We start from the raw sequence: 25,546 nt of genomic DNA on the forward strand, positions 1-25,546 counted from the left end.
CCCGGCGATCCGGCCCCCCGGCCGGCACTGCATTCATCTCGCTCAACTCAACCTCCCCGAAAGCTGCGCGAGCAGCTCGTCATCTGTCACACAGACCGAGCGGAAGCATCCAGTCGGTCGAACCCGTCCCGCTGGTAGATCTCTACGCAGCTGGAGCGCCGGATCTTGCCGCTGGTCGTGATCGGGATGGCACCCTGTGGCACCAGAACCAGATCGCCGACCGCCAGACCGTGCGCTTTCGACAACGCGGCCGTGACCTTCCGCCTCACCTCGTTCAGCCTGTCAGCGACCTCCTCATCCGAGCCCCCCTTGTTCTTGAACTCGGCGATCGTAACAAGCTCTTCCGACCGGCTGTTCGGGATGGACACCGCGGCGACACGCCCACCGGTGATTTCTTGGACGGTGGCCTCGATGTCGTCCGGGTAGTGGTTCTTCCCGTCGACGATCAGCAGGTCCTTGATCCGGCCGACAATGTAGAGCTCGCCGTCGGAGACCACCCCGAGGTCGCCGGTCTTGAGCCAAGGCCCCTGAGGCGTGCCCGGCGACGGGTTGACCAGTTTGCCACTGAAGGTCGCCTCGGTGGCCTGCTGGTTGTGCCAGTAGCCCGCGGCGACGTTGGGGCCGTACGCCCAGATCTCGCCGACCTTGCCCTCCGGGTTCTCCGTCTGGGTGTCCGGGTCCACGATGCGCACCGTGCAGGCGCGGGGCACCCCGCAGCTGACCAGCTCGACGCCGCCCTCGGGGCCGCTCGGCTCGGCGGTGCCGTTCGCGAGCTTGGTGTAGTCGAAGCGCGGGGTCGGCGGCGGGCTGCCGGGGGTGTTCGAGGTCAGGTAGACCGTGGCCTCGGCCAGCCCGTAGCCGGGCCGCAGCGCCGCCGGGTTGAGGTTGAACTTGGCGAACCGGTCGACGAGCCGCCGCAGCGTGGCCGCGTGCACCCGCTCGGCGCCGAAGGCGAAGGTGTGGACGCGGCTCAGGTCGAGGCCTTCCATGTCCTCGTCGGAGGTGCGCCGGACAGCCAGCTCATAGGCGAAGTTGGGTCCACCGGTGTAGGCATTGGGGTAGCTGGCCACCAGCTGCATCCAGCGGGCCGGTTTGGCCAGGAAGGCCATCGGGCTGAAGATCACCGCCTGATGGCCGCCCACCAGCGGGAAGATGATGCCGCACATCAGGCCCAGGTCGTGGTAGAAGGGCAGCCAGGCCACCAGCGTGGTGTCGTCGGGCACCTTCTTTCCGACGTTCTCGAACGTGTCGGCGATCATCTGCCGCATGTTCTCGATCGCGTTGTGGTGCCCCACCATGACGCCGGCGGGAGTCCGGGTCGAGCCGGAGGTGTACTGCAGGAACGCCACCTTGGTGTGTGCGGTGGCGGTGGGCGCCACCGCCGGCGGGGAGTCGAGGTCCAGCGCGTCCACCTCGATCACCACCGGCGGTGTGCCGCCGAGGTCACTGATCGAGCTCGCGATGTCGCCGACGGCGGCCGACGTGGTCAGGATCGCCGCCGGGGAGCAGTCGCGCAGCGCTGCCGACACCCGCTCGTCGTGCACACCGAACATCGGTACCGGCAGCGGAACGGCGATCATCCCCGCCTCCAGCGCGCCGTAGAACCCGACGATGTACTCCATGCTCTGCGGGGCCAACAGCGCCACCCGGTCGCCCGGGGAGGCGCAGGTCGCCAGTTCGGCCGCCACCACCTGGGCGCGGTTGCGCAGCTGCGACCAGGTCACGGTCTCGCGGTATCCGGCCGGGTCGACGTCGAAGTCGATGAAGGTGTAGGCAGGCGCATCCGGTTTTTCCCGGGCCCGCTCCGCCAACAAGCTCGGAATGTGCGATTGAGTGGCCGGCATAGCGATGTTTTCTCCTTGTGCTGTCAGGTCCGCGGACCTCACCTGCTGAGTACTTCGTCCCCGTCGAAAGTCGTCAGGCGTCTGGTCCGGACTGACGGTTCGCTGCGCGGTGGTCCTGCACAGCGGAGGTATGCAATTGGATTAGCGACATTTGGGATGTGTCCCATGCGAGGCCGGGTCCGGTGGGCACGTTGCCCGACCTGCTCAGCCGAGAACTTCAGCCTTAACCGGGGCCGGTCGCCCGCCATGCCGGTCAAAGGTGAGGGCGGGTACAGCCGGGCGCCGAGATCGCGCGGCCGATGCGGCCGGTGCGGGTGATTCGACCATCGACACGGGTACCCCTTCTGGATGTGGAACCAACGCAAAAACTCCTTGGACCCCGACATCCCAGGTGTTTCCCTCCCGCGGAGGTTACCACGTAGGCGCTGTTGACAAGGAATTTATGGGTGTCCATACAGTGCTGACGCAGTAGACCCGGCATCGTAGCGCAGAAAACACGTCCAGCACCAGCGGTCACACCGGCACCAACAGGTACCTCACAGGATGGCTGCCGGGGTGCCGGTGTCATCACCGGCAATAGACCGCGAGTTTCTCCTCGATGGCGCCGACGAGCTCCGGCAGGTGATCGTTGAGGTAGAAGTGGTGCCCGGGCTCGGTGAACGTCCGGACGCTGAACTCGCCGGTGGTGCGCTCGGCCCAGGGAGCGACCTTGTCGGCGGTGGCGACGTCGTCCTGGTCGCCGTGGAAGGCCACGATCGGGCAGGACACCCGGGCCTCGGGCGGGCAGTCGTAGTTCGCGATGGCTTTCAGCCCACGCAGCGTCGGCAGGATCTTCGCCGCGAATTCCTCGTTCTCCAGAAACTCCGGATTGACTCCGGTCATCTGGCTGACCGCCTCGAGCAGTCCGCGATCGGAGTCGCCGATGTTGTCGTACCCCGCTCGCCCCGGTGCGCCCGCGGCGGACACGAACAGCGCCGCGATCGCCTTGCCCTCGGCCTCGAACCGGCGGGCCACCTCGAAGGCCAGCAGGGCGCCCATACTGTGCCCGAAGAAGGCGGCCGGTCCGCCGGTCGGCGAGGGCAGCTTCTCGCAGACCCGGTCGGCGAGATCCTCGATGCTGGTGAACGCACCAAGGTCATGGTTGCCGCCCTTGCCCGGGTACTGCACACCGATGCGTTTGACATCGGTGGCGAACGCCTTGGAGAACGGAACGTAGTACTGCGGCGATCCGCCGGCGTGCGGGAAGATGTAGAGCTTCGGCGTACGGTCTGTCACTCGGGACACCCTAACGGGTGCACCGGCTACCCGATTGCGGCATCCCGCTCGGCGAACGGTGCCCCGAGCCGCGGCACGGTGCTGATTCCGTGCCGGCGGCCGCGGGCGACACCCCGCCGGATCAGTGCGGCCGTCCCGACGAAACCGGCATGGTCGAGCGCCACGAACGGGGTCAGCAGCCGGTTGTGCACGAATCCGAACGCCAGCCCCGACGCCGGGTCGGCCCAGCCCACCGAGCCGCCCAGCCCGACGTGGCCGAAGCCCGGCAGCACCTGGCCGAACGGAACACCGTGATAGCCGAGGTGAAACGCCAGCGGAACGCCGACGGTGCGGTCCAGCTCCAGGGTGTGCCGACCGGTCAGGCCGTCCACCAATCGGCGGGACAGGAACTGGGTGCCGTCGATCCGCCCGCCGTTGGCCAGTGCGCCGTAGAGGCGGGCCAATCCTCGCGCGGTCGCGACGCCGTTGATGGAGGCGGCCTCGGTGTCCAGGAAGGGGATGTCGCCGCGCACCGTGCCCATCACGCCGGGGAAGTAGAACGCGCCGAGTCCCCCGTACGGCAGCAGCGCGGCAGCCTTGGGCACCAGGAAATCCACCACCGGGTTCTGCCGGTTGCGTTGCGGCATGATGATCTCCGCGGCAACGGTCGGCGCACCGGCCGGTGGCCGGCCCAGGTGCAGGCCATCGGTGTCCAGCGGGGCGGCCAGCTCGGCGCGGAACAAGTCCCGCATGCCGACGCCGGTGACGGCCCGGGCCAGCCCGGAGAGCAGCCAGCCGTAGGTCAACGCGTGGTAGGCGGGCTTGCCGAACTCGCGGCCAGGTGCCGCGGCAGCCATCCGCGCTTCCATCGCCAGGTGGTCCAGCAGGTCCGCTCTGCTGGCGCCGTGCAGGTGAGTCAGCCCGACCCGGTGGCCCAGCAGCTGCCGGACGGTGATCGCGGCCTTTCCGTTCGCGCCGAACTCCGGCCAGTACTGCGCCACCGGGACGTCGTAGTCGATCAGACCCCGGTCGACCAGCCGGTGGATGACCGTCGACGCCGCACCCTTGGTCGCCGAGAACACCATGGCGCCGGTGTCGGCCGACCACGGCACCCGGCCCGCCCGGTCCGACCATCCGGTCCACACGTCGACGACGGGCCGGCCGTCCAGGTACACCGCCAGCGCCCCACCGCCGTAGCGGCGGCCGGGGAACATCGCCGCGAAGGCGCGCACCGCGCAGCCGAAGTTCGGGTCTGCCGCGCCGTGCACGTTCGCCGGAAGCGCCGTCTGGCGCGGGTCGGGATGCTGCCTCATGATTGGCAATCTACCTCGCGACCGGCGCAGATAAGTCGAGTTATCCGGCGCGTCGGCGGTTAGGCGGCTAATGCCAGATGGCGGCGAGGATTCGCTGGGCGGCCAGCGCGGGGGTCAGCTCACCGCGCAGCACCTGCTGTTCGACGTCGGTGCGCACCTCGCGCACCGACGCGTCCGCCAACGCCCGCTCCAGCACCGCATCGGCCACCAACTGCCGGGTCCAGTCCACCTGCTGGGCGCGCCTCCTGGCATCGAACTCGCCGGCGTCGATCAGCGTCTGGCGATGCCGCTCGACGGTGTCCCAGAATTCCGCCAGCCCGGTGCCTTCGATCGCGCTCATCGTCAAAACCGGGGGGCGCCAAAGGGTTTCACGCGGATAAATGAGCCGGATCGCGGCCGACAGCTCTCGTGCGGCCATCCGCGCCTCGGGCAGGTGTTCGCCGTCGGCCTTGTTGACCACCACGACGTCGGCCAGCTCCAGCACGCCCTTTTTGATGCCCTGCAACTGATCGCCGGTGCGGGCCAGGGTCAAGAAAACGAAGGTGTCGACCATGCCGGCCACCGTCACCTCGGACTGGCCGACGCCGACGGTTTCGATCAGGATCACATCGAAGCCGGCGGCCTCCAGCAGCACCACGGTCTCCCGGGTGGCCTTGGCGACCCCGCCCAGGGTGCCCGACGTCGGTGAAGGACGGATGTAGGCGTCCGGGTGCGCGGCCAGCCGCTGCATCCGGGTCTTGTCGCCCAGGATCGAACCGCCGGTACGCGTCGACGACGGGTCCACCGCCAGCACCGCCACCCGGTGCCCGTGCTCGATGAGGTGCATCCCGAGCGCCTCGATGGTGGTCGACTTGCCGACCCCGGGCACGCCGGTGATGCCTACCCGGCGGGCACCGCCGGCGGCCGGCAACAGCGCCAGCAGCAGTTCCTGGGCCTGCTGGCGGTGGTCGGCGCGGGTGGACTCGACCAGGGTGATGGCCCGCGGCAGCACCGAGCGATCACCGGACCGCACCGCTGCCGCCAACGCCGCGACGGTGTCGCCCATGCTGGCGGCCATCTATTTCGGGTCGGCGACCGGTCCGCCCGGCTCGCCGAGCTCGTAGCCACACCGCGACGCGAGCGTGTGCAGCAGGCCCACCGCGGCGTCGGCGATCACCGTGCCCGGCGGGAAGATCGCGGTCGCCCCCGCGGCATAGAGCTCGTCGAAATCGCCGGGCGGGATGACCCCACCGACGACGATCATGATGTCGGGCCGGCCCGCCTCGGCCAGCGCGTCGCGCAGCGCCGGCACCAAGGTCAGGTGACCGGCGGCCAGTGAGGACACCCCGACCACGTGCACGTCGTTGTCGGCGGCCTGCCGGGCGACCTCGTCGGGGGTGGAGAACAGCGCGCCGACGTCGACGTCGAAACCGATATCGGCGAACGCGGTGGCGATCACCTTCTGGCCCCGGTCGTGCCCGTCTTGACCCATCTTGGCGATCAGGATCCGGGGCCGGCGGCCGTCGGCTTCGGCGAACTTCTCCACCAGGGCGGTTGCGCTAGAGATGTTGCTGCCCTTCCCGACTTCGTCACGGTAGACGCCAGCGATGGTACGGATCTCGGCCTGGTGGCGCCCGTAGACCTTCTCCAGGGCGTCGGAGATCTCCCCGAGCGTGGCCTTGGCCCGGGCGGCGTTGATGGCCAGCGCCAGCAGGTTGTTGCCCAGCCCGTCCTCCCCCGCCGTCCCGGTACTACCGGCCGCCCGGGTCAGCTCGGCCAGCGCTGCCTGGCAGGCCGCCTCGTCGCGCTCGGCGCGCAGCTTCTCGAGTTTGGCCAGCTGTTCGGCACGCACCCGGCTGTTTTCGACCTTGAGCACCTCGATCTCGGTGTCCTCGGCGACCTGGTACTTGTTGACGCCGATCAGCGGCTGGCGCCCGGAGTCGATCCGGGCCTGGGTGCGGGCAGCGGCCTCCTCGATGCGCAACTTGGGGATGCCGTCGCTGATGGCTTGGGCCATCCCGCCGTGCTGGGCCACTTCCTCGATGTGGGCGCGGGCGCGCTGCGCCAGCTGGTGGGTCAGCCACTCCACGTAATAGGAGCCGCCCCAGGGGTCGATCGGCCGGGTGGTGCCCGACTCCTGCTGCAGCAGCAGCTGGGTGTTGCGGGCGATGCGGGCGGAGAAGTCGGTGGGCAGCGCCAGCGCCTCGTCGAGGGCGTTGGTGTGCAGCGACTGGGTGTGGCCCTGGGTGGCGGCCATCGCCTCGATGCAGGTGCGAGCCACGTTGTTGTACACGTCCTGGGCGGTCAGCGACCATCCGGAGGTCTGCGAATGTGTGCGCAGCGACAGCGATTTGGCATTCTTCGGGTTGAACTGCGCGACCAGCTCACTCCACAGCAGCCGGCCCGCACGCAGCTTGGCGACCTCCATGAAGAAGTTCATCCCGATGCCCCAGAAGAACGACAGCCGGGGCGCGAACTTGTCGATGTCCAAACCGGCGTCCAGGCCGGCCTTGATGTAGTCCACCCCGTCGGCCAGCGTGTAGGCCAGCTCCAGATCCGCGGTGGCACCGGCTTCTTGGATGTGGTAGCCCGAGATCGAGATCGAGTTGAACTTGGGCATTTTGGCGCTGGTGTAGCCGAAGATGTCGGAGATGATCCGCATCGACGGCTTGGGCGGATAGATGTAGGTGTTGCGGACCATGAACTCTTTGAGGATGTCGTTCTGGATGGTGCCGGCCAGCTTCTCCGGCGGCACCCCCTGTTCCTCGGCGGCCACCACGTACAGCGCCAGGATCGGCAGCACCGCGCCGTTCATGGTCATCGACACGCTGACCGCGCTCAGGTCGATGCCGTCGAACAGCTGTCGCATGTCGAGGATGGAATCGATTGCCACCCCGGCCATTCCGACGTCGCCCTGCACTCGCGGGTGGTCGGAGTCGTAGCCGCGGTGGGTGGCCAGGTCGAACGCCACCGACAACCCCTTCTGCCCGGCGGCGAGGTTGCGCCGGTAGAACGCGTTGGAGTCCGCGGCCGTGGAGAACCCGGCGTACTGGCGGATCGTCCAGGGCTGGTTGACGTACATCGTCGGGTAGGGCCCGCGGACGAAGGGTGCTTCGCCGGGGAAGCTGTCCAGCGGGTAGCCGTCGGCGACCGCGGCGGCCCGGTCGGCGGCGGTGTACACCGGCTTGACGGCGATACCTTCCGGGGTGTGCCACTGGAGTTGCTCGGGGGTGTAGCCGTGCGCAGCCGCAGCGGCCGCGACGTGCGCGGCGACGGCGCCCTCGGTCACCGGATCGGTGCGGCGATCGCCGTGTAGCGCAACGTCGGCGAAGCTGCCGATGGTGCCGGGTGAGGTGCTGGTGGTCATGGCGCTCAAGCCCCCAATCGGGTCAGTAAGTCCGACAATGCCTGCACCGCATCGATTTTCATGGTCAGGTAGTCGTCCGGCTGTGGATCGGTGTCGGGGTTGCCGGCCAGGGCCTTCGCCGGGCCGGCCAGGTAGACCCTGCTGACTCCGGCGGCACGGGCCGCGGCGATGACCCCGGCGGCCTCGGCTGCGTAGCGCGCGTCGCTCCCGCACAGCACCGCCACCGTCAAGCCGGCCTCGGCGACCGCGGCTGCCACACCGGCAGCGTCCACCGGCCCCGGGTTGATCGCCTCGATACCGCCGGAGGCCAACAGGTTGGCGGCGAACGTCGTCCGGATGTTGTGTTCGGCCATCGGGCCCAACGGCAATAGCAGCACCTGCGGCCGGGCGCCGGTGGCGGCCAGGTGGGCGTCGGAGCGGTCGCGCAGGGCCTCGAACTGCGCCGCATAGCGCCGCAATCCCGGGGGGCCGTCCGCGGCCGCCGACGGCGGCAACGGCGGCTCAGCCAGATTCGGGTACTCGTTGACGCCGGTGATGGCGCTGCGCCGGTGCGCGATGTCGTCGGCGCGCGCAGCGGCGACGGTCGCGATCCGCTCGGCGAGGTGGTCCCGCGCGGCCTCGAAACCGCCTAGTGCTGCATGCTTTTCGAGCTCCTGGAACAGCCGCCACGCCTGCTGCGCCAGTTGCTCGGTGAGGTCTTCGACGAACCACGATCCGCCGGCCGGGTCCAGCACCTGGCCCAGGTGCGACTCCTCCAGCAACAACAGCTGGGTGTTACGCGCGATGCGCCGGGAGAAGGTGGGCGAGGCCCCCGGCTGACCGCCGGGAATCGCGACGTCGAACGGCCACACCATCACGGTGTCGGCGCCACCCACCCCGGCTCCGAACGCGGCGAGCGTGGTGCGCAGCATGTTCACCCACGGGTCGCGTTGGGTCATCATCGCCCGTGAGGTCTCGGCGTGGACGATCGCGGCGCCGGACTCCGGCGCCCCGGCCACCTCGGCCACCCGCGCCCACAGCCGGCGCGCCGCCCGGATCTTGGCGATGGTCATGAACTGGTCGTCGTCGGCGGCGAGCCGGAAGCTGATCTGGCGGGCCGCGTCGGCGACCGACAGTCCGGCGTCGGTGAGCACCCGCAGGTAGGCCACCGCGGCGGCCAGCACGCCGGCCAGCTCCTCGATCGCACCGGCGCCCAGGTTGTGCAACACCGGGCCGTTGACCGCGATCGCCCGCACGCCGCGCTGACCGGCGGCGCGCGTCGCCGCCGCGATCACCTCGTCGATCGTCGGGGCCGGCCGAGCTGCCAGCGGCGCGGTGAGTGGATCGGCACCTAGATCCACCGACAGATTGGCCCGGTCGTTCGGGTCGAGGCCGTCGATCAGCGCCAGCATCGCCTCAGCGGCGGTGGCGTAATCGCCGGTCCCCGCTCCATCGAGGAGCACCGGGACCAGTCCCAGATAGACGTCGTCGAAGGCTCGCCGCAGCTCGCCGGCCGGCACTCCGCCGGGGCTTTGCGGTGGTCCCAGCGTCGCCTGTCCTTCGTCGAGCCTCGCTGAACCACCGGGCCTATGCGGTGGTCCCAGCTTCGCCTCTCCTTCGTCGAGCCTCGCTGAACCACCGGGCCTATGCGGTGGTCCCAGCTTCGCCTCTCCTTCGTCGAGCCTCGCTGAACCACCGTCGCCGACCCGCAGCACCAGCGCACTGACCCCTTCGGTCAGCGCACCCAGGATGGCGCCGTTGGTGTCGGCGGCCGACACCAAACCGTTGGCCGGGAAGACCTCGGCGACCTTCCAGCCGCTGTTGACGTCGCGCAGGGCGTCGGCGCCGCGCACGTAGGGCCAGCTGCCCGGCAGCGGCGGCTCCGGCAGCGCGTCGAAAGCGGTGTAGAGCGCGCGGATCGTGAAATCGCCCGCCACCGGGGTGTCCAACAGCCGCTCGGGCTCACCGCCGGTCTCGGAGTCGATATCGGCGGGCTCGCGGCGCGAACTCTTGGCCAGCACCCCGGCCACCGCGGCGCGCCAGCGGGCGCGGGCCTGCTCCAGGCCGGCGGGTTCGGCGGACACGTCGATTGACACCGGCGGCTCCTGTGGTTACTCATGAGTAGCAGTTGGATCGCTACCCGACACGTGTTCACCAGGCTAAATGATGCCGATCGGCGGGTGCGGCCGAGGTGCGCCGAGCGCAGAAACGCCCACGGTGCGACGCATGGTGTTAACCATCGGCCCGTACCCTTGAGCCTCGTGAAGTCCGCCGCGACCGGAATCCCGCAGGCGCTGCGCAGCGCATGGCCGGCGCTGGTGGCCACCGCTCGCCAAGTCGCGGTGTGGCGGTTGGCTTTGACCACCGCGGTGATCGTGGCCGTGGTCGCGGTGGCGCTGCTGGTTCCGGTACCCACCGCCGTGCAGTTGCGCGACTGGGCGCAGACGCTCGGCCCGTGGTTTCCGCTGGCCTTTCTGGCCGCGCACACCGTGGTCACCGTGTTCCCGTTTCCCCGGACCGCGTTCACCCTGGCCGCCGGCCTGCTGTTCGGGCCGTGGCTTGGTGTCGTCCTGGCGGTGGCGGCCAGCGCGCTCAGCGCCGTGGCGGTGCTGGTCCTGATGCGGGTATTCGGCTGGCAGCTGAGCCGGGTGGTGCGCCATCCGCGGATGCACTCCCTCGATGCCCGGCTGCGGCAGCGCGGCTGGCCGGCGGTGGTGTCGCTGCGGCTGATTCCGGCCATCCCGTTCTCGGTGATCAACTACGCGGCCGGCGCGTCGGCGGTGCGGCTGCTGCCCTATACGGTGGCCACCCTGATCGGCTTGCTGCCGGGCACCGCCGCGGTGGTGGTGCTCGGCGACGCCCTCACCGGCGATGTGAGTCCGCTGCTGTTCGCGGTGTCGGCGTGCACCGCCGCGGTCGGGGTGGCGCTGCTGATCTACGAGGTGCGCACCCACCGTCGGCATCCGGGCGCGACAGCGGCCGCGGTGCCCGCTGAACCCGCCGAACCGGCGGTGACCTGCTGACTATGTCCGTCCTCGTCGACACCGCCAGCCGCCTACTGCGGTCGCGGTGGCTGGTGCGGGCGCCGATCTGGCTGTATCGGGCACGCCTCGGCGGGCTGCTCGGTGGGCGGCTGCTGATGCTCGAACACGTCGGCCGCAAGAGCGGCGCCCGCCGCCACGTCGTGCTGGAAGTCGTGGAGCACCCGCAGGCCCACCGCTACATCGTCGCGTCGGGTTTCGGCGACCGCGCCCAATGGTTCCGCAACATCACCGCCAATCCCCGGGTGCGGGTCTACGCGGGCAGCCGCCGACCCGCACCGGCCACCGCCCGGGTGCTCGGCCAACATGAGGCCGACCGGGTGCTGGGCGACTACATCCAGCGCCATCCCCGCACCTGGGAACGGTTCAGCGCGGTGCTCGAACAGACGCTGGGCGAGCCGGTGACGGCGACCGATACCGCTCTGCCGATGGTCGAGCTGCAGCTGGACCGCTGACAGCCGCCGCGTCAGCGGGCCAGCAGGCGTGCTGCTTCGGCGGTGAGCCCGGCCATGATGTCGCCGGCCGGGGCGCTGGGCCCGATCAACCCGGCGGCCTGGCCGACGGTGACGTTGGCGGTGCGGTAGTCGGCTTCGGCGACGGCCTGCCGGTACTGCGCGGCGACCGGGTCGCCCGCGGCCGCCAGGTCGGCTTCAGCGCCGTGCCAGCGGTCGGTGAAGGCGTTGCGCAGCACGCTCATGGTGTGCCCGGCCGGCCACCGGTAGCCGCGGATCACGTCGTACACACCGGTGCGGCAGGTGCTGTCGCCGGTGGCGGCCGCGACCGTCTCGCGCGCCGCGGGGGTGGTCAGTGCTTCGGCTGCGGTGTAGAACAGGCTGCCGCACAGCACCCCGGACGCGCCGAGCATCAGCGCCGCGGCCAGCCCCCTCCCGTCGGCGATGCCCCCGGCGGCCAGCACCGGAACCGTGGAGTCCCGGGCGGCGACCAGGTCGACGATCTCGGGCACCAGCGTCATGGTGGTGCGGCAGCCGAAACCGTGCCCGCCGGCCTCGATGCCCTGTGCCACCAGCACGTCGGCGCCGCAGCCGAGCGCCCGGTCAGCCTGGCCGAGATCCTGAACCTGGCAGATCAGCCGGGCGCCCGAATCCCGGACCGCCGCAGCAAACGGTGCCGGATCGCCGAAGGACAGCATGACCGCCGCCGGGCGGTAGCTCAGCGCCACGTCCAGCAGGGCCGGTTGTTCGGCCAGTGCCCAGGTGATGAACCCGCAGCCCACCCGGGCGTCACCGGCCCGGTCGAATTCGCGTCGCAGCCAGCCTTCGTCGCCGTAGGCGCCGCCGATCAGGCCCAGCCCGCCCGCGGCGCTCACCGCCGCCGCAAGGTAGCCGCCGGCGACGTCGGCCATCGGCGCGGACACCACCGGATGCTCGACATCGAGCAGGGCGGTGAATGCGGTGGAAAGTGCGCTGGCAAACAACACGAATACCTCCCCAATCCGGCAACAATTCGGTGTAAAGCGGTGCACATATATCCGGGGAAAACCGGTGCCGGAGTTAAAGTATTCCCCAGTGCCAGGTGCGGCCCCAGCACAATTTCTCGCAGCTGCTCGACGGATTGAAGGGACGGGATCAATGGCTGATCGAAGCGCCGCGGTGCGCAAGTATTTGACCGAAATGATCGGCACGTTTGTTTTCATGTTCGCGGTGATCGGCATCGTATTGTCCGGCACCGAATGCGTTGCCGCCACCGCACTGGGCATCGGCTCGGTGCTGATGGTGATGGTGTATGCCAGCGGCCACATCTCCGGCGGCCACCTGAACCCGGCGGTCTCCATCGCCGCGTATTTGCGCGGCGCCCTGCCGTTGGGGGATCTGGGACCCTACATCGTTGCCCAGTTGGTCGGTGCCCTCGCCGCCTTCGGCGTGGGATTCGGGCTGTGGCATGACAAGTACTCGACCGGGACTCTTGACCTGAGCGGCACGATCTGGCCGGCATTCCTCGCCGAGCTGATATTCACCTTCGCGCTGTGCTACATCGTGCTGCACACCGCGACCAGCAAAGACAGCGCCGGCAACAGCTTCTACGGTCTGGCGATCGGGTTCATCGTGACCGTCGGCGTGGTGGCGGTCGGCGCCATCTCCGGCGCCGCGTTCAACCCGGCGATCACCTTCGGGTTGATGCTGTCGGGCATCTTCGCCTGGAAATTCCTGTGGGTCTACGTTCTCGCCCAGGTGCTCGGCGCGGTCGTGGCCGCCTACGCCTACAAGGCGACCAGCCTCGACGAGCACGCGCACGCCCGTAAGGGTTAAGCCGCCGATCCCAGGGCCCGTACCCCGCCGCCGGCGGTGTGCGGGCCCTGAACCGTCATCACCGCGAACACCGCCGCCAGCAGCGCTGCCGGCACGGTGTTCGCCGCGCGGTTGCGGACCCGCAGGTGAATGCCGAGCGCGGTGGCGAAATACAGCGTCAACGCCGCGGTGGTGGCCCGCGCGACACCCGGGAAGCGGAACACCGAGGCCAGGCCCAGCGCGGTGGCGGCCTTGGCCACCGGTACCGCCCAGCGCAGGCCGGGCGGGATCCGCATGGCGTCCATGTTCGCCGCGACGTAGGGCACCGGGATCGCCGATGCCGCCGCATCACCGGCCAGAAACACCGCCAGCGCCGCGTACGTCGGGCGCGCGGTCAGCACGCTCACGCCATGCCGGGGTCGAGCTGCGGCGGCAGCATCGCGCCCTCGACCGGCTTACGCGCATCGGCCTCGGCCTTGGCGACCGCCTGGGCGATCGCCGGGTCCGTCTGGGTGGTGAACCAGTCGGCGACCTCGTCGCTGTCGTCCTCCGGGCGAGCGGGAGTCTCGTCGACGGGCGAGGGCTGGTAGCGGAAGACGCCGTCCTCGCCGGGGGCACCGAGCAGCTTGGTGAAGCCCTGCAGGGCGGTGCCGAAATCGCTGGGCACCACCCATACCTTGTTGGCCTCGCCGCGGGCCATCTCCGGCAGCACCTGCAGGTACTGGTAGGCCAGCAGTTCCGGGGTCGGCCGGCCGGCCTTGATCGCGGCGAACGTCTTCTCGATCGCCTTGGCCTGCCCCTGGGCCTGCAGGTAGGCCGCAGCCCGCTCGCCCTGGGCCCGCAGCATCCGGGATTGCCGGTCGGCCTCGGCGGCCAGGATCGCCGCCTGCTTGGCGCCCTCGGCGGTGAGGATCTCGGCCTGCTTCTCCCCCTCGGCCTGCTTGATCGCGGCCTCCCGCTGGCCTTCGGCGGTCAGGATCATCGCCCGCTTCTCCCGGTCGGCCTTCATCTGCTTCTCCATCGACGCCTGAATCGACGGCGGCGGATCGATGCTGCGCAGCTCCACCCGGGCCACCCGTAGGCCCCAGCGGCCGGTCGCCTCGTCGAGCACGCCGCGCAGCTGGCTGTTGATCACCTCGCGCGAGGTCAGGGTCTGCTCCAGCGTCATCCCGCCGACCACGTTGCGCAGGGTGGTGGTGGTCAGCTGCTCGACGCCGACGATGTAGTTGCTGATCTCATAGACCGCCGCTTTGGGGTTGGTGACCTGGAAATAGACGACGGTGTCGATGTTCAGTGTCAGGTTGTCCTCGGTGATCACCGGCTGCGGCGGGAACGACACCACCCGCTCACGCAGGTCGATGCGGGCGCGCACCCGGTCGATGAAGGGCACCAGCAGGGTCAACTGGCCACTGACCGTGCGGCTGTAGCGGCCCAGCCGTTCGATCACCGCCGCCTCGGCCTGCGGAATCAGCGCGACCGACTTGGCCACCACGATCGCCGCGAACACCACCAGGACCGCCAGCAGCACCAGGCCGGTCGTAGCGCCTTCCATGAGCACTCCCTTTCTCTACAGGACCTTGCCGACCACCGCGGTGGCCCCGTCGATATGCATCACCGTGACGTGTTCGCCCGGCTCGAAGACGTCGCCGTCGACCAGGGGGCGCGCCGTCCACACCTCACCGTCGAGCTTCACCTGGCCGCCGTGTTGCTCGACGCGGTCGAGCACCAGAGCGGTCTTACCCTGCAAGGCCCGCACCCCCGTCTCGGCGCCCACCCCGGACCACAGCCGGCGTCGCAGGGCCGGGCGTACCAGCACCAGCAGCAGCACCGAGACCACCAGGAACACCGCACCGTCGGTCCAGACGGGCAGATCCGTCAGCCAGCTGACCCCGGCCGCCGACAGCGCACCGCCCGACAGCATCAACAAGAACATGTCGCCGGTGAGCGCCTCGGCACCGGCAAGCCCAAGTGCGAAGACCAACCAGACCAGCGCAGCCGACATGCGGCCAGGATAAAGCGTGTCGAACGATGGTGCGTGTTCGCACCGCCCTTCTCGGGCGTCGTCGGTTCAGACTGCGGGTGCGGCGTGAACGTCGGTTCCCGCTTCAACCAGGCTGGTTTCACCGGCACACGAAGGGTGCCCCAGTCGCACGACTTCACCGTCGGCTGGTCGTCAGCGCCGAACCACTTCCTCCGCTGGTGCCACGTCGGCCTCTGGGCGAAAGCGCTCACCGCGGCACGCGGCAAGGTTCGCTCCCAGACCGGCCGCCCGTCGGCGGCCCTGACGCTGCTGTGGTCGACTCTCCCCCGCAAGCAGGTGGGACCTCTCCCCCGCAAGGGGCGTACCCCAACCCGCGTCAAGGCATCCCCGCTGGCCGGCCCGCGCGGCTTTGACGATGCCCCGAAGGTTGAGGCGACCGTGGCCGAGGCAGCCACCAAAGCCGGGATACGAATCGACATCAGGTCTGGACCCGAAACCCGCGACCGGGTTCTGGGCCCAGCCCCGCCGCTGGGTAGCCGAACCCACAACCGGCTCGATCAACCACTGTCGGCGTATGGGTCGCCAACACGAAGCCACCCTCGAAGAACGCGAGGGCTTCCGCTACGTCAACCAGATCACGCAGCTTCTACACCGACTCGACCGCACCTAGTCGTTCGACACGCTTTAGCTCGCGCGCACTCGAAACCGGGCGCAGCAGGGGGCATCCGGTGGACAACTACACTGCGTTGCATTATGTGGTGCCCGAGTGTCTCCCTGTCGGTGTGGGCCAACGCCTGGCTCGCCGGCCGGGCCGCGCCCGACGACGTATTGGACGCACTATCGGCCTGGGCGCCAGTGCAATCGGTGGCCGCCTATGACGCGATCAGCATCGGCGAGGCCGGTCTGCGCTGGTCCGGCGCACCCGACGGCGGTGCGGCGTCGCTGCTGCAGGTGGTGCGCGGCGCGGCGGCGCCCGGCGCCGGTTCCCGTATCCACCCGGTGTTTCCGGTACCGGGCGATGTGCGCGGGCTGCCGGCCGGAACCCTGTTCGCGCGGGAAGCGATCCTGGCCGGTGAGGCGGTGCTCATCGGGTCGTCTGACGCTTCCCCACCGGTCGGGCTGGTGCCGGCCTATCTGGAGGACGCCGACTCCCCCGACGTCGCCGAATTGTGCTGGACGGCTTTCCCGCTGACCAGCGTGCCGGTGGCCGAGCAGCACGATCTGGGTGACGCCGAGTACGCGTTGCGCTCGGCGGTGCGCACAGCCGCCGAAGCCTTGGGGTCCACCGGTTCGCGGTGGGCCGACTACGGTGTCGAGGACCCGCGGCTTCGGGTCGAGCAGATGATGGAAGCCATGCTGTTGCACCGCATTCCGGATCATGCGCCGACCCGCGCGGTACGGGTGCTGCACAGCGCCGCCCACGTCGAGGCGATCATCGCGGTCAGCGCCGATCTGCTGACCGCCAGCGCGCACTCGTCGGCAGCGGCGCAGCGCGCCGTGGATGCGGTGCAGCCGCTGTCGGCGACGGTGCGTTCGTCGCGCAGCGCCGCGGTGAGCGCGATCCTGCACTCGGCCTGGCGCGATTAGCGCGCGGGCGCCACGTCGGCGATGCAGTGCGAGGACCCGCAGCGCGCCCCGTTGACACCGAATCCGCAGCCCAGTGCTGCGCCGCCGGCGACACGTTCGGGTCTGCCGCCGTCGCGCAGTTCCTCGATGAGTCCACGCGCCAGCCGCGCCAAGCGGCGGTCGGCGTTCGGCGTGCTGGCGCGCGCGTAGGCGATGCCGGCGGCCTGGGCCTGCAACCGCACTTCGTGATCGAGGTCCCAGATCACCTCGATGTTGTCGCTGAGGAATCCGATCGGGCACACGATCACCGCGGGCACCCCCGCCTCGGCCAGGGCAGTCAGGTGGTCTTCGACGTCGGGCTCCAGCCAGGGCACCTGTGGCGGCCCGGAGCGCGACTGCCACACCTGGTCGTAGTCGGGGTATCCCGCCGCGGCGGCGACCAGGCCCGTGGCGTGGGCGACCTGGCTGCTGTAGAGCCGCGGGCCGTAGCGTTCGTCGGCGGCCACCGGGATCGAGTGCGCGGTGAACACCAGGCGGGCGGTGTCGCGCAGGCCGGCCGGCAAGGTGTCGGCGGCGGCCGCAATCGCCTCGGCGAACATCGCCACGAACAACGGATGGTCGAAGTACTGGCGCAGCTTCACCAATTCGGGGGCCCGCTCCCCGACCGCCTGCCGCGCGCGGGTGATGTCTTCCGAATACTGATCGCACCCCGAATAGCCGCCCCAGGCCGAGGTCGCGAAGACCGCGGCGCGCCGGATCCCGTCGGCGGCCATCCGGGCGACGACGTCCTCGACGTAGGGCTCCCAGTTACGGTTGCCGAAATACACCGGCAGGCCCGGCATTTCGGCACGCAGTGCGTCAGCCAGCTCGCGGTTGATCCCGTTGATCGGCGACACCCCGCCGAAATGCAGGTAGTGCTCGGCGACGGCGTCGAGCCGGGCCGGTGGCACGCCGCGCCCCCGGGTGACGTTCTCCAGGAACGGCCGGACCTGCTCGGGCCCTTCGGGTCCGCCGAAAGAGAGGAGTAAGACCGCGCCTACATCCATCCCCGTCCTATCTACAGCAACTGGGTGTGGGCGCCGCCGTCGGCGTAGACGACCGTGCCGGTGGTGGCGGGAAGCCAGTCCGACAGCAGCGCGCACACGGTCTTGGCCACCGGGGTGGGGTCCTTCATGTCCCAGCCGACCGGGGCGCGCTGGTCCCAGCCCTCCTCGAGCAGCCGAATCTGCTCACCGGCGCCCTCGCCCAGCGCACCACCGACGATCGCACTCATCGCCAACGTCCGGATCGGCCCGGCCGCAACGAGATTCGACCGCACGCCGTGCGGGCCCGCCTCACGCGCGACGAAGCGGTTCACCGACTCCAGCGCGCTCTTGGCCACCGTCATCCAGTTGTAGGCCGGCATCGCCCGCGTCGGGTCGAAGTCCATCCCGACGATCGATCCGCCCGGGTTCATGATCGGCAGCGTCGCCTTGGCCAGTGAGGCGTAGGAGTAGGCGGAGATGTGAATGCCCTTGGCGACGTCCTCGTAGGGGGCGTCGAAGAACGGGTTGACGCCCATCCCGGTCTGCGGCATGAACCCGATCGAGTGCACCACGCCGTCGAGCTTGTTGCCCTGCCCGATCACCTCGGTGATCCGGTCGGCCAGGGTGTCGAGGTGTTCGGTGTTCTGCACGTCGAGCTCGAGCAGCGGGGCGGGCTCGGGGAGCCGGTCGATGATGCGCTGGATCAGCCGCAGCCGATCGAAGCCGGTGCAGACCAGCTGCGCGCCCGCCTCCTGGGCCACCTTGGCGATGTGAAAGGCGATGGAGGAGTCGGTGATGATCCCGGTGACCAGGATCCGCTTGCCGTCGAGAATGCCTGCCATGAAAAGTCCTTATCTCTCAGTGGCCCTCAGTGGCCCATGCCCATGCCGCCGTCGACCGGAATGACCGCACCGGCGATATAACTGGCGTCCTCGGACGCCAGGAAGCTGACCGCGCCGGCGACCTCCTCGGCGGTGCCGACGCGCTTGGCCGGGATGAACTCCAGTGCCCCGGCCTGGATCCGCTCATCGAGCGCCCGGGTCATCTCGGTGTCGATGTAGCCGGGTGCGACGACGTTGGCGGTGACGCCCGCCTTGGACAGCTCGCGGGAGATCGAGCGGGCCATGCCGATCAGACCGGCCTTGGCGGCCGCGTAATTGGCCTGGTTGCCAATGCCCCACATGCCCGAGACGGACCCGATGAAGATGATCCGGCCGAACCGCTTGCGCTGCATGCTGCGTGATGCGCGCTGCGCGACCCGGAATGCCCCGGTCAGGTTGGCGTTGATGACCTCTTCGAAGCGCTCCTCGGTCATCCGCATCAGAAAGGCGTCCTTGGAGATACCGGCGTTGGACACCAGCACCTCCACCGGGCCCTGGTGCTCCTCGACCTCCTTGAACGCCCGGTCGACGGCGTCGTTGTCGGTCACGTCGCACACCACCCCGAACAGGCCCTCGGGGGCCCCGGAGCCCCGGTGGGTCACCGCGACTTTGTGCCCGTCGGCGGCCAGTCGCTGAGCGATCGCCAACCCGATGCCCCGGTTTCCGCCGGTGACCAGCACCGAGCGGGAGACGAATGGCGGCTTGACGGGGTTTTCTGCAGCATCTGTCACCCGGTCAACTTATCGGACCAACGCGTTGACTCTGCGCTGAGGGCGCGAGCTACTCGTACTTCTGCGCCGTGCGCGCAGAGTCAACGGCCCGCTGATACCTCAGACCGGCAGCCGCCGGTTCAGCAGCACTGCTGCCAGCCCGGCCAGCGCCAGGATCAACGAGCCCAGGCGCAGCCAGCCGGTGGACGCGTCGCCGCGGATCGTCTCGTAACCGATCTGGTCCTGCAACGTGGCGTAGACCTCCTTGAGCTGCGCCAGGCTGGAGGCGGTGTAGGCGGTGCCGCCGGACAAGTCGGCGATCTTCTTCAGGGAGTCGTCATCGACCGGCACCGGCTGGCGTTGCTCGTTGATCTCGACGTAGCCGTACGGCGTACCGAACGAGATCGTCGAGACCGGCACCCCTTGGTCCTTGGCGGTGCGCGCCGCAGTGAACGCCCCCTTGGGGTTGTCCGGGTTGGACGGGACGGTCTCCTTGCCGTCGGAGAGCAACACGATGCGGGCCGGCGGGGGCGTGTCACCGCCGCCGATCACCGCGCCCACCGTGGCGATCGCCTGCAGCGCGGTGAAGATGCCCTCGCCGGTGGCGGTCCGGTCGGCCAGTTGCAGCTTGTCGATCGCTGCCTTGGTGGCCTCGCGATTGGTGGTCGGCGAGGTCAGCACGGTGGCGGTGCCGGCGTAGGCGATCAGACCGAGGTTGATGCCGGCGGTCAGCTCGTCGGCGAACTGCTTGCCGGCCTCCTGCGCGGCGACCAGCCGGCTGGGCTCGACGTCGGTGGCCCGCATCGACTGCGACACGTCGATCACCAGCATCACCACCGCACGGTTGCGCGGGATCCGCACATCGTGGGTCGGGCCGGCCATCGCGACGGTGAACAGCAGCAGCGAGCTCACCAGCAGCACCGCCGACAGGTGCCGCCAGCGGGTCGGCGCCTTGGGTGCCACGCTCTCCAGCAGATCCATGTTGGCGAACCGCAGGATCCGCCGCTGCCGCGCCACCTGCATGAGGATGTACAGCGCGACCAGCCCCATGACGACGAACAAGAACAGGAAGAACCACGGGTGCGCGAAGCCCGACAACGTCATCGGCCCAAGGAGCGGCAATGTCATAGCAGACCTGTCTTTTGCATGCGGGTCGGAATCAGGGCATCCCCGCCAGCGCGCCGCGCCGGCGTGACTCAACGAATCGGACGATGTCGGCGATCCAGTCCCGGTCGGTACGCAGCGACAACAACGGCGCCCCGCAGCTGCGCAACGCGTGGGCGACGTCGGCGCGGTGGGCGGCAGCGGCCCGGGCGAAGTCGTCACGCAGTTTGGCGTCGATGGTGAACTCCCGGGTGACGCCGGATTCGGTGTCCTGCAGCACCACGTCGCCGACCTCGGGCAGCTCGACATCGCGCGGGTCGAGCACCTCGATGCCCAGCACCTCGTGGCGGGCGGCGATCGCGCGCAGCGGGCGCATCCAGTTGATCGGCCCGAGGAAGTCGCTGATCACGACCGCCATGCCGCGCCGCCGTTCGGGCCGGCGCAGGGCGTCGATGGCCGCCGCCAGGTCGCCGCGCACCCCGACCGGGGCCCGCGGAATGGTGGCGATGGTGCGCAGCAGTGTCTGCTCGTGGTTGCGCCCGGAACGCGCCGGCACCCGCACCACCCGCTCGCCGTTGGCCACCAACGCGCCCAGCCGGTTACCGCCGCCGCTGTTGAGGAAGATGATGGCCGCGGCCGCGGCCACCGCCAGATCACGCTTCTCGCAGGTCGACGTGCCGAAATCCATGCTGGCCGACATGTCGATCACCAGCCAGGTCTCCAGCTCCCGGTCGGCGATCATCTGGCGCACGTGCGGATGGGTGGTGCGCGCCGTGACCGACCAGTCCATCCGGCGCACATCGTCGCCGGGCTGATACAGCCGTGACTCGCCGGGCTCGGAGCCGGGGCCGGGGATCAGGCCGAGGTGATCACCGTGCAGCACCCCGTCGAGCTTGCGTTTGACGGTCAGCTCAAGGGTCCGCAGCGCTGCCGCCAGCTTGGGGTCGCGGATGTCGCCGCGCAGCATGGACGGCGGTGCGGTGCTGGTTCCCGGGTCTGGTGCGCCCTGCCCGGTGCCCGGGTCGCTCACCGACCGCTGGCCACTGCCGCCGCGGTCGGGGCACCCGGCGACGCCGAATGCGGCTGCTGCGGAACGGCATTCACCTGCGGCAGCGCCACGGTCTGCAGCACCCGGTTGATGACGATCTCCGAGGTGATCTCGTCGGCGAGCGCGTCGTAGGACAGCACCAGCCGGTGCCGCAGCACGTCGGGGATGACCTCGATGACGTCCTGCGGGATCACGTAGTCACGTCCGCGCACCAGGGCCAGCGCCCGGGACGCGGAGATGATGCCCAGCGAGGCCCGCGGTGACGCCCCGAAGGACAACCAGCTCTTCACGTCCGGCATGCCGAACTGCTCGGGCTGCCGGGTCGCGGTGATGACCCGGACCACGTAGTCGACCAGCGCGTGGTGCACGAAGTTGTTGGCCGCCAGCCCCTGCAACCGCAGCAGGTCGCCGGGGTTGAGGATCTGCTTGGGCTCCGGCGGGGTGACCCCCATCCGGTAGATGATCTCGCGCTCCTCCTCCGGCGACGGGTAGCCGACGTTGATCTTGAACAGGAAGCGGTCGCGCTGCGCTTCGGGCAGCGGGTAGACGCCCTCGTGCTCGATCGGGTTCTGGGTGGCCATCACCAGGAACGGGTTGGGCAGGGGAAAGGTCTTGCCGCCGATGGACACCTTGCGCTCCTGCATGACCTCCAGCAGCGCCGACTGCACCTTGGCCGGCGCCCGGTTGATCTCGTCGGCCAGCAGGAAGTTGACCATCACCGGGCCGAGTTCGGTGTCGAACTCCTCGCGGCCCTGCCGGTAGATGCGGGTACCGATGATGTCGGTGGGCACCAGGTCCGGGGTGAACTGGATGCGGGCGAACGTCCCGCCGACCACCTTGGCGAAGGTCTCCACCGCCAGCGTCTTGGCGACCCCGGGCACACCCTCGAGCAGCACGTGGCCCTTGGCCAGCAGCCCGACCAGGATCCGCTCGACGAGCTGGTCCTGCCCGACGATGACGCGCTTGACCTCGAAGATGGCCCGCTCCAGCGCGTGTACGTCGGCGGCCAGACCTGAACCGGGGCCTTGGGCACCCTCCGGGCCGGGGAAACCGCTGGCGCCCGCGGGCGTCCCATCCGATGACGTCATCGAGAAATCCTCCACAAAGGTCGGTCAGACACAACTGCTTGCACGGCCCGGGGCCGAGGGGCAGCGTCGTGCCCGCGTTTCACTATTCCAGGGTTCGCAGCATCCGTCGACGTAAGGTGCGTCAGTACTCGATGATGCGGGTCAGGTACGGCGTCATCCCGGCGGTCCGCACCGGGCTGACGACCACCTTGCCGGCGCTGCCCGAGGCCTCCAGCATCTTCCCGCCGCCGAGGTACATGGTGACGTGCTGGCCGCCACCGGGGCCGTAGAACATCAGATCACCGCGACGGGCCTGGCTGGGCGGAATGTGCCGGCCGGCGTTGTACTGGTCGCCGGAGAACCGCGGGATCAGCACGCCGACGCCGGCGAACGCGTAGCGCATCAGCCCCGAGCAGTCGAAGCCGACGGTGCCGGCCCCGGAGTCGATCCCCTTGCTGGGACCGGTCAGGGAGCCGCCGCCCCAGGAGTACGGCACGCCCAGCTGCGATCCGCCGCGGCGGATCACGTACTCGATGGCCTGCTTGCCGTGCACCCGCTGGCCCGGTGAGACGTTGGTCTGATCGCCGACGTTGAAGCCCAGCCCGGACAGGAACTTGCGGCCCAGGTCCATGGTGGTCTGGGTGGCCTGCGCGGTGGCCTGCAACGACGCGTTGGCCACCGCCAGCGGATCACCGGGGGCCCCGGCGCTGATCGTGGCCGGCAGGGTGGGATCCCATCCCGGGTCCGCCGCGGCCGGCGCGGCCAGGCCCAGCATCACCGGGCCCGCCACCAGCAGCGACCCGATGAGGCGAGATAACCGTCGTGCATTCAGTCGCATTCGCTCCACCGTCAGTATTCGATGTATCGGACAACAAAGGGCGTCATGCCGCTTTTCCGCACCGGCGACACCTTCACCACCTGGCCCACGTCGGGGGCCTCGAGCATCAGGCCGTTGCCGAGGTACAGCGTGACGTGCTGGCTGCCGCCGGGGCCGTAGAAGATGACGTCGCCGCGGCGGGCCAGCGCCGTCGGGATCTGGCGGCCCATCTTGTACTGCGACCCGGAGTAGTGCGGCAGTTTGATGCCCACCCCGGCGAAGGCGTACAGGATCAGTCCCGAGCAGTCGAAGCCGACGGTGCCCGAACCGGAGCCGATGCCGCGGCTGGGCCCCGCGGCGGTGCCACCGCCCCACGAGTAGGGCACGCCGCGCTGGGAGAGCGCCCGGCGGATCACATATTCCGAGGCCTGCCGGCCGTACACCCGCGGGATGCGGCCGTTGGTGATACCGGAGTCGTCGGGTTTGGCCAGCCCGATCGACTGCAGGAACTGGCGGCCCAGGTTCGAGGTCACCTGTGCTGAGGTCTGCGAGATCCCGAGCACCTGGTTGATCACGGCGATCGGGTCGCCGGGGATGTTGGCGCTGGGCACCATCGGCAGCGTCGGATCCCATTCGCCATCCCACTGCTCGCCGCGCTTGACGGCCTGCGGGGCCGCGGCAGGGTTGCCCCACCGGTCACCGGCCGCCGCGGGCGGCTGCGGGGGGCGAGCGGCGGCGAGCCGGGCCTGGGCCCGATCACGCTGGGCGGCCAGCCGGTCGATCTCGCCCTGCTGCTCGCCGAATTTGCGCTGGGTCTCGGTGAGCGCGGCCACCGCGGCGTCCTGGCTGGATTGCGCGTCGGCGACCGCCTGGTCGGCCTTCTGCTTGGCCAGCCGGGCTGCCGACTCCTTGTTGAGCTGCTCGGTACGGGCCCGCTTGAGGTTGTCCAGCGCCTGCTGGGAGCTGAGCGCCAGGGTCCGGCCGGCGGCGGCGGTGGCGATCATCTCCGACGGGTCGGTCGCGGTCAGGTAGCTCTCCGACGGCCCGTTGACGTAGGTCGACGCGGCGAAGGTGTTGAACCGCTTCTGGGCGGCGACGATGGCGGCGTCGGCATCGGCGATCGCCTGGCGGCCGGCCTCCACCTCGTGTTGGGCGGCGGCCGCGTCCTCGCGTGCGGTCTGCAGCTCCACCAGGGCCTTGTTGACGCCCTCCTTTTGTTGCTGGATCTGTGCGCCCAAGTCGTGCAGTTGCTGATTGGCCTCCGCGACGTCGGCGATCAGCGCGGCGATGCCGTCGGGGTCTGTTACCGGCTGAGCCGCCGCCAACCCGGGCGTGCCCAACAGCAGCGCGACGCTGAGCACCGACGCTGCGGCGGGGTGGCGGAGCGGGGCGGCCTGCCGGAAGACAGAGCCATCGGAGCCACAGCGGATGCGTCTCATTCGGCTTGGATCTCCTCGGACTCTCAGCAGGCGGCGCCGCGCTTCGACCGGCGGCAAAGCACAGTTACAACAGCTACGCCTTTTGAACCATACGTCACATCAGTCACTGGAGAAACGTTCGTAACAAACTACGTCGTTGTAATTAAGCCGGTTGTGACCAAGCGGTGACCTCGTTCTTTGCCGCAGCCTGAATAGGGGCGATCAACCGATCGCCCAGGGGCGAGGATTGTCCCAGTTGAGAGCGCTATTCGGCGGCATCGACGCGCTCAGAGGCGCGTTTGCTGCGCTGCTGCAGGAACCGGGTGCCGACGGCCGCCGCGGCCACCCCGATCAACAGCGCCACCGTCATTCCCGTCCACGGCAGATCGGGGGTGTTCAATTCATTGACGAAATTCTGCGCCGAGGTCACCGGATCACCGGTTTTGGCGTGATCCTCGGCGGCCTCCAATTTGGCGCGGTGAAATTGTCCGCTGTAGCTGCCGACGTAGGTAGTGCTGAGCACCAGCACGGTCGCATCCGGATAGTCGTAGCCGACCACCGTGGCGACGTCACGCAGCGCGGTGTCCATCCCGGGGTTGCGGGCGACCTCGACGATCTTGAGGTCGATACCGTCGCGGGCCGCGTCGGCGACCACGTTGCGCAGCGCCGGCACGTCGGCGGCCGGCGCGCTCACTCCGTCGACGGCCACGGCGACTTTGACCAGCGCCATGCACTCGTCGGGCGGGGTCGCCGGGTCGAGGCCGACGGTGATGCAGAGCTCGCCGGGAATGTAGGCCGGCGGATGCAGGGTGGTCACGAGGGATGACGGTATCAACCACGCTCGAGGTGAGGTAAACCTTACTTTATACAGGACAATCGTACTGTTAGAGTTATCGCGCCCGTCGG

General features: G+C 69.6%; 23 protein-coding genes. 4 read left to right on the plus strand and 19 right to left on the minus strand.

Going from position 1 to position 25,546, the window contains the following annotated elements; all coding sequences use genetic code 11:
- Window positions 1–86: 86 nt before the first annotated feature.
- The 6 genes from AC5Y4Q_RS17785 to AC5Y4Q_RS17810 all read right to left on the minus strand — a co-directional run bounded on the left by AC5Y4Q_RS17785 (window position 87) and on the right by AC5Y4Q_RS17810 (window position 9,655).
- Window positions 87–1,844, minus strand: coding sequence for an AMP-binding protein (locus AC5Y4Q_RS17785; RefSeq protein ID WP_125225043.1), 1,758 nt, complete (start codon window positions 1,842–1,844; stop codon window positions 87–89).
- Between the two features lie 567 nt (window positions 1,845–2,411).
- The gene (locus AC5Y4Q_RS17790) at window positions 2,412–3,119 is read right to left on the minus strand and encodes a thioesterase II family protein (protein WP_064920898.1); all 708 of its coding nucleotides are present in this window, start codon (window positions 3,117–3,119) and stop codon (window positions 2,412–2,414) included.
- Between the two features lie 26 nt (window positions 3,120–3,145).
- Window positions 3,146–4,411, minus strand: coding sequence for an esterase/beta-lactamase LipL (gene lipL, locus AC5Y4Q_RS17795; RefSeq protein WP_064920899.1), 1,266 nt, complete (start codon window positions 4,409–4,411; stop codon window positions 3,146–3,148).
- A 67-nt stretch (window positions 4,412–4,478) separates the two neighbouring features.
- On the minus strand, window positions 4,479–5,468 hold the full coding sequence (gene meaB, locus AC5Y4Q_RS17800; protein ID WP_064920900.1) for a methylmalonyl Co-A mutase-associated GTPase MeaB: 990 nt from the start codon (window positions 5,466–5,468) through the stop codon (window positions 4,479–4,481).
- Window positions 5,469–7,757: a methylmalonyl-CoA mutase gene (scpA, locus tag AC5Y4Q_RS17805; RefSeq protein ID WP_125225045.1), complete on the minus strand. Its 2,289-nt coding sequence runs from the start codon at window positions 7,755–7,757 to the stop codon at window positions 5,469–5,471.
- A 5-nt stretch (window positions 7,758–7,762) separates the two neighbouring features.
- Window positions 7,763–9,655, minus strand: coding sequence for a methylmalonyl-CoA mutase family protein (locus AC5Y4Q_RS17810; RefSeq protein WP_499959883.1), 1,893 nt, complete (start codon window positions 9,653–9,655; stop codon window positions 7,763–7,765).
- Window positions 9,656–9,997: 342 nt separating this feature from the next.
- On the opposite strand from AC5Y4Q_RS17810, the gene AC5Y4Q_RS17815 reads away from it, so the two are divergent.
- On the plus strand, window positions 9,998–10,759 hold the full coding sequence (locus AC5Y4Q_RS17815; protein ID WP_082952524.1) for a TVP38/TMEM64 family protein: 762 nt from the start codon (window positions 9,998–10,000) through the stop codon (window positions 10,757–10,759).
- Between the two features lie 2 nt (window positions 10,760–10,761).
- Complete coding sequence (locus AC5Y4Q_RS17820; protein WP_064920903.1) at window positions 10,762–11,232, plus strand: nitroreductase family deazaflavin-dependent oxidoreductase; 471 nt, start codon at window positions 10,762–10,764, stop codon at window positions 11,230–11,232.
- Window positions 11,233–11,243: 11 nt separating this feature from the next.
- Here the strand turns inward: AC5Y4Q_RS17820 and AC5Y4Q_RS17825 are convergent, their stop codons facing one another.
- Window positions 11,244–12,215, minus strand: coding sequence for an NAD(P)H-dependent flavin oxidoreductase (locus AC5Y4Q_RS17825; RefSeq protein WP_499959826.1), 972 nt, complete (start codon window positions 12,213–12,215; stop codon window positions 11,244–11,246).
- A gap of 151 nt (window positions 12,216–12,366) precedes the next feature.
- Here AC5Y4Q_RS17825 and AC5Y4Q_RS17830 point away from each other — a divergent pair, with 151 nt between their 5' ends.
- Window positions 12,367–13,044 (plus strand): MIP/aquaporin family protein, encoded by a 678-nt coding sequence (locus tag AC5Y4Q_RS17830; protein WP_499959827.1) that lies wholly within the window; start codon window positions 12,367–12,369, stop codon window positions 13,042–13,044.
- On the opposite strand, the gene AC5Y4Q_RS17835 is transcribed toward AC5Y4Q_RS17830, so the two are convergent.
- From AC5Y4Q_RS17835 to AC5Y4Q_RS17845, 3 genes are read right to left on the minus strand one after another with little or no spacing between them, the layout of a single operon-like run.
- A complete protein-coding gene (locus tag AC5Y4Q_RS17835) occupies window positions 13,041–13,430 on the minus strand; it encodes a DoxX family protein (protein WP_125225047.1) in 390 nt (129 codons plus the stop codon). The two genes, AC5Y4Q_RS17830 and AC5Y4Q_RS17835, sit on opposite strands and share 4 nt — an antisense overlap.
- Complete coding sequence (locus tag AC5Y4Q_RS17840; RefSeq protein WP_064920906.1) at window positions 13,427–14,575, minus strand: SPFH domain-containing protein; 1,149 nt, start codon at window positions 14,573–14,575, stop codon at window positions 13,427–13,429. Before AC5Y4Q_RS17840 ends, AC5Y4Q_RS17835 begins: the two co-directional genes overlap by 4 nt.
- Window positions 14,576–14,590: 15 nt before the next feature.
- On the minus strand, window positions 14,591–15,025 hold the full coding sequence (locus AC5Y4Q_RS17845) for an NfeD family protein (protein ID WP_064920907.1): 435 nt from the start codon (window positions 15,023–15,025) through the stop codon (window positions 14,591–14,593).
- Window positions 15,026–15,757: 732 nt separating this feature from the next.
- Between AC5Y4Q_RS17845 and AC5Y4Q_RS17850 the strand changes: the two genes are divergently transcribed.
- Entirely contained in the window at window positions 15,758–16,591 is an 834-nt protein-coding gene (locus tag AC5Y4Q_RS17850) for an Rv1486c family protein (RefSeq protein ID WP_064920908.1), read from the plus strand.
- Here AC5Y4Q_RS17850 and AC5Y4Q_RS17855 read toward each other — a convergent pair.
- From AC5Y4Q_RS17855 to AC5Y4Q_RS17895, 9 genes are all read right to left on the minus strand, one after another.
- Complete coding sequence (locus AC5Y4Q_RS17855) at window positions 16,588–17,616, minus strand: ferrochelatase (protein WP_065018871.1); 1,029 nt, start codon at window positions 17,614–17,616, stop codon at window positions 16,588–16,590. The genes AC5Y4Q_RS17850 and AC5Y4Q_RS17855 overlap by 4 nt on opposite strands.
- An 11-nt stretch (window positions 17,617–17,627) precedes the next feature.
- Window positions 17,628–18,437 (minus strand): NADH-dependent enoyl-ACP reductase InhA, encoded by an 810-nt coding sequence (gene inhA, locus AC5Y4Q_RS17860; protein ID WP_065018872.1) that lies wholly within the window; start codon window positions 18,435–18,437, stop codon window positions 17,628–17,630.
- Between the two features lie 26 nt (window positions 18,438–18,463).
- The gene (gene fabG1 / locus AC5Y4Q_RS17865) at window positions 18,464–19,207 is read right to left on the minus strand and encodes a 3-oxoacyl-ACP reductase FabG1 (protein ID WP_064920911.1); all 744 of its coding nucleotides are present in this window, start codon (window positions 19,205–19,207) and stop codon (window positions 18,464–18,466) included.
- Window positions 19,208–19,306: 99 nt separating this feature from the next.
- Window positions 19,307–20,314 carry a VWA domain-containing protein gene (locus tag AC5Y4Q_RS17870; RefSeq protein ID WP_064920912.1) on the minus strand — a complete coding sequence of 336 codons (1,008 nt, stop codon included), beginning with the start codon at window positions 20,312–20,314 and terminating at the stop codon, window positions 19,307–19,309.
- A 31-nt stretch (window positions 20,315–20,345) separates the two neighbouring features.
- A complete protein-coding gene (locus tag AC5Y4Q_RS17875; RefSeq protein WP_065018885.1) occupies window positions 20,346–21,257 on the minus strand; it encodes a DUF58 domain-containing protein in 912 nt (303 codons plus the stop codon).
- A gap of 59 nt (window positions 21,258–21,316) precedes the next feature.
- Entirely contained in the window at window positions 21,317–22,426 is a 1,110-nt protein-coding gene (moxR1, locus tag AC5Y4Q_RS17880; RefSeq protein WP_064920954.1) for a chaperone MoxR1, read from the minus strand.
- 121 nt (window positions 22,427–22,547) lie between these two features.
- Window positions 22,548–23,243: an NlpC/P60 family peptidoglycan endopeptidase RipB gene (gene ripB, locus AC5Y4Q_RS17885; RefSeq protein ID WP_064920913.1), complete on the minus strand. Its 696-nt coding sequence runs from the start codon at window positions 23,241–23,243 to the stop codon at window positions 22,548–22,550.
- Between the two features lie 11 nt (window positions 23,244–23,254).
- The gene (ripA, locus tag AC5Y4Q_RS17890; RefSeq protein WP_065018873.1) at window positions 23,255–24,661 is read right to left on the minus strand and encodes an NlpC/P60 family peptidoglycan endopeptidase RipA; all 1,407 of its coding nucleotides are present in this window, start codon (window positions 24,659–24,661) and stop codon (window positions 23,255–23,257) included.
- 244 nt (window positions 24,662–24,905) lie between these two features.
- Window positions 24,906–25,412, minus strand: a complete 507-nt coding sequence (locus tag AC5Y4Q_RS17895; RefSeq protein WP_328589405.1) for an Rv1476 family membrane protein — start codon at window positions 25,410–25,412, stop codon at window positions 24,906–24,908.
- Between the last annotated feature and the right edge of the window lie 134 nt (window positions 25,413–25,546).

The organism is Mycobacterium sp. NGS16 (genome assembly GCF_059813225.1).

Coding starts and splice junctions, on each gene's coding strand:
- AC5Y4Q_RS17785 (WP_125225043.1), bottom strand. CDS start 1,844: ATGCCGGCCACTCAATCGCACATTCCGAGCTTGTTGGCGGAGCGGGCC.
- lipL (WP_064920899.1), bottom strand. CDS start 4,411: ATGAGGCAGCATCCCGACCCGCGCCAGACGGCGCTTCCGGCGAACGTG.
- meaB (WP_064920900.1), bottom strand. CDS start 5,468: ATGGCCGCCAGCATGGGCGACACCGTCGCGGCGTTGGCGGCAGCGGTG.
- scpA (WP_125225045.1), bottom strand. CDS start 7,757: ATGACCACCAGCACCTCACCCGGCACCATCGGCAGCTTCGCCGACGTT.
- AC5Y4Q_RS17820 (WP_064920903.1), top strand. CDS start 10,762: ATGTCCGTCCTCGTCGACACCGCCAGCCGCCTACTGCGGTCGCGGTGG.
- AC5Y4Q_RS17830 (WP_499959827.1), top strand. CDS start 12,367: ATGGCTGATCGAAGCGCCGCGGTGCGCAAGTATTTGACCGAAATGATC.
- AC5Y4Q_RS17840 (WP_064920906.1), bottom strand. CDS start 14,575: ATGGAAGGCGCTACGACCGGCCTGGTGCTGCTGGCGGTCCTGGTGGTG.
- AC5Y4Q_RS17845 (WP_064920907.1), bottom strand. CDS start 15,025: ATGTCGGCTGCGCTGGTCTGGTTGGTCTTCGCACTTGGGCTTGCCGGT.
- AC5Y4Q_RS17850 (WP_064920908.1), top strand. CDS start 15,758: ATGTGGTGCCCGAGTGTCTCCCTGTCGGTGTGGGCCAACGCCTGGCTC.
- AC5Y4Q_RS17855 (WP_065018871.1), bottom strand. CDS start 17,616: ATGGATGTAGGCGCGGTCTTACTCCTCTCTTTCGGCGGACCCGAAGGG.
- inhA (WP_065018872.1), bottom strand. CDS start 18,437: ATGGCAGGCATTCTCGACGGCAAGCGGATCCTGGTCACCGGGATCATC.
- AC5Y4Q_RS17870 (WP_064920912.1), bottom strand. CDS start 20,314: ATGACATTGCCGCTCCTTGGGCCGATGACGTTGTCGGGCTTCGCGCAC.
- AC5Y4Q_RS17875 (WP_065018885.1), bottom strand. CDS start 21,257: ATGCTGCGCGGCGACATCCGCGACCCCAAGCTGGCGGCAGCGCTGCGG.
- moxR1 (WP_064920954.1), bottom strand. CDS start 22,426: ATGACGTCATCGGATGGGACGCCCGCGGGCGCCAGCGGTTTCCCCGGC.
- ripB (WP_064920913.1), bottom strand. CDS start 23,243: ATGCGACTGAATGCACGACGGTTATCTCGCCTCATCGGGTCGCTGCTG.
- ripA (WP_065018873.1), bottom strand. CDS start 24,661: ATGAGACGCATCCGCTGTGGCTCCGATGGCTCTGTCTTCCGGCAGGCC.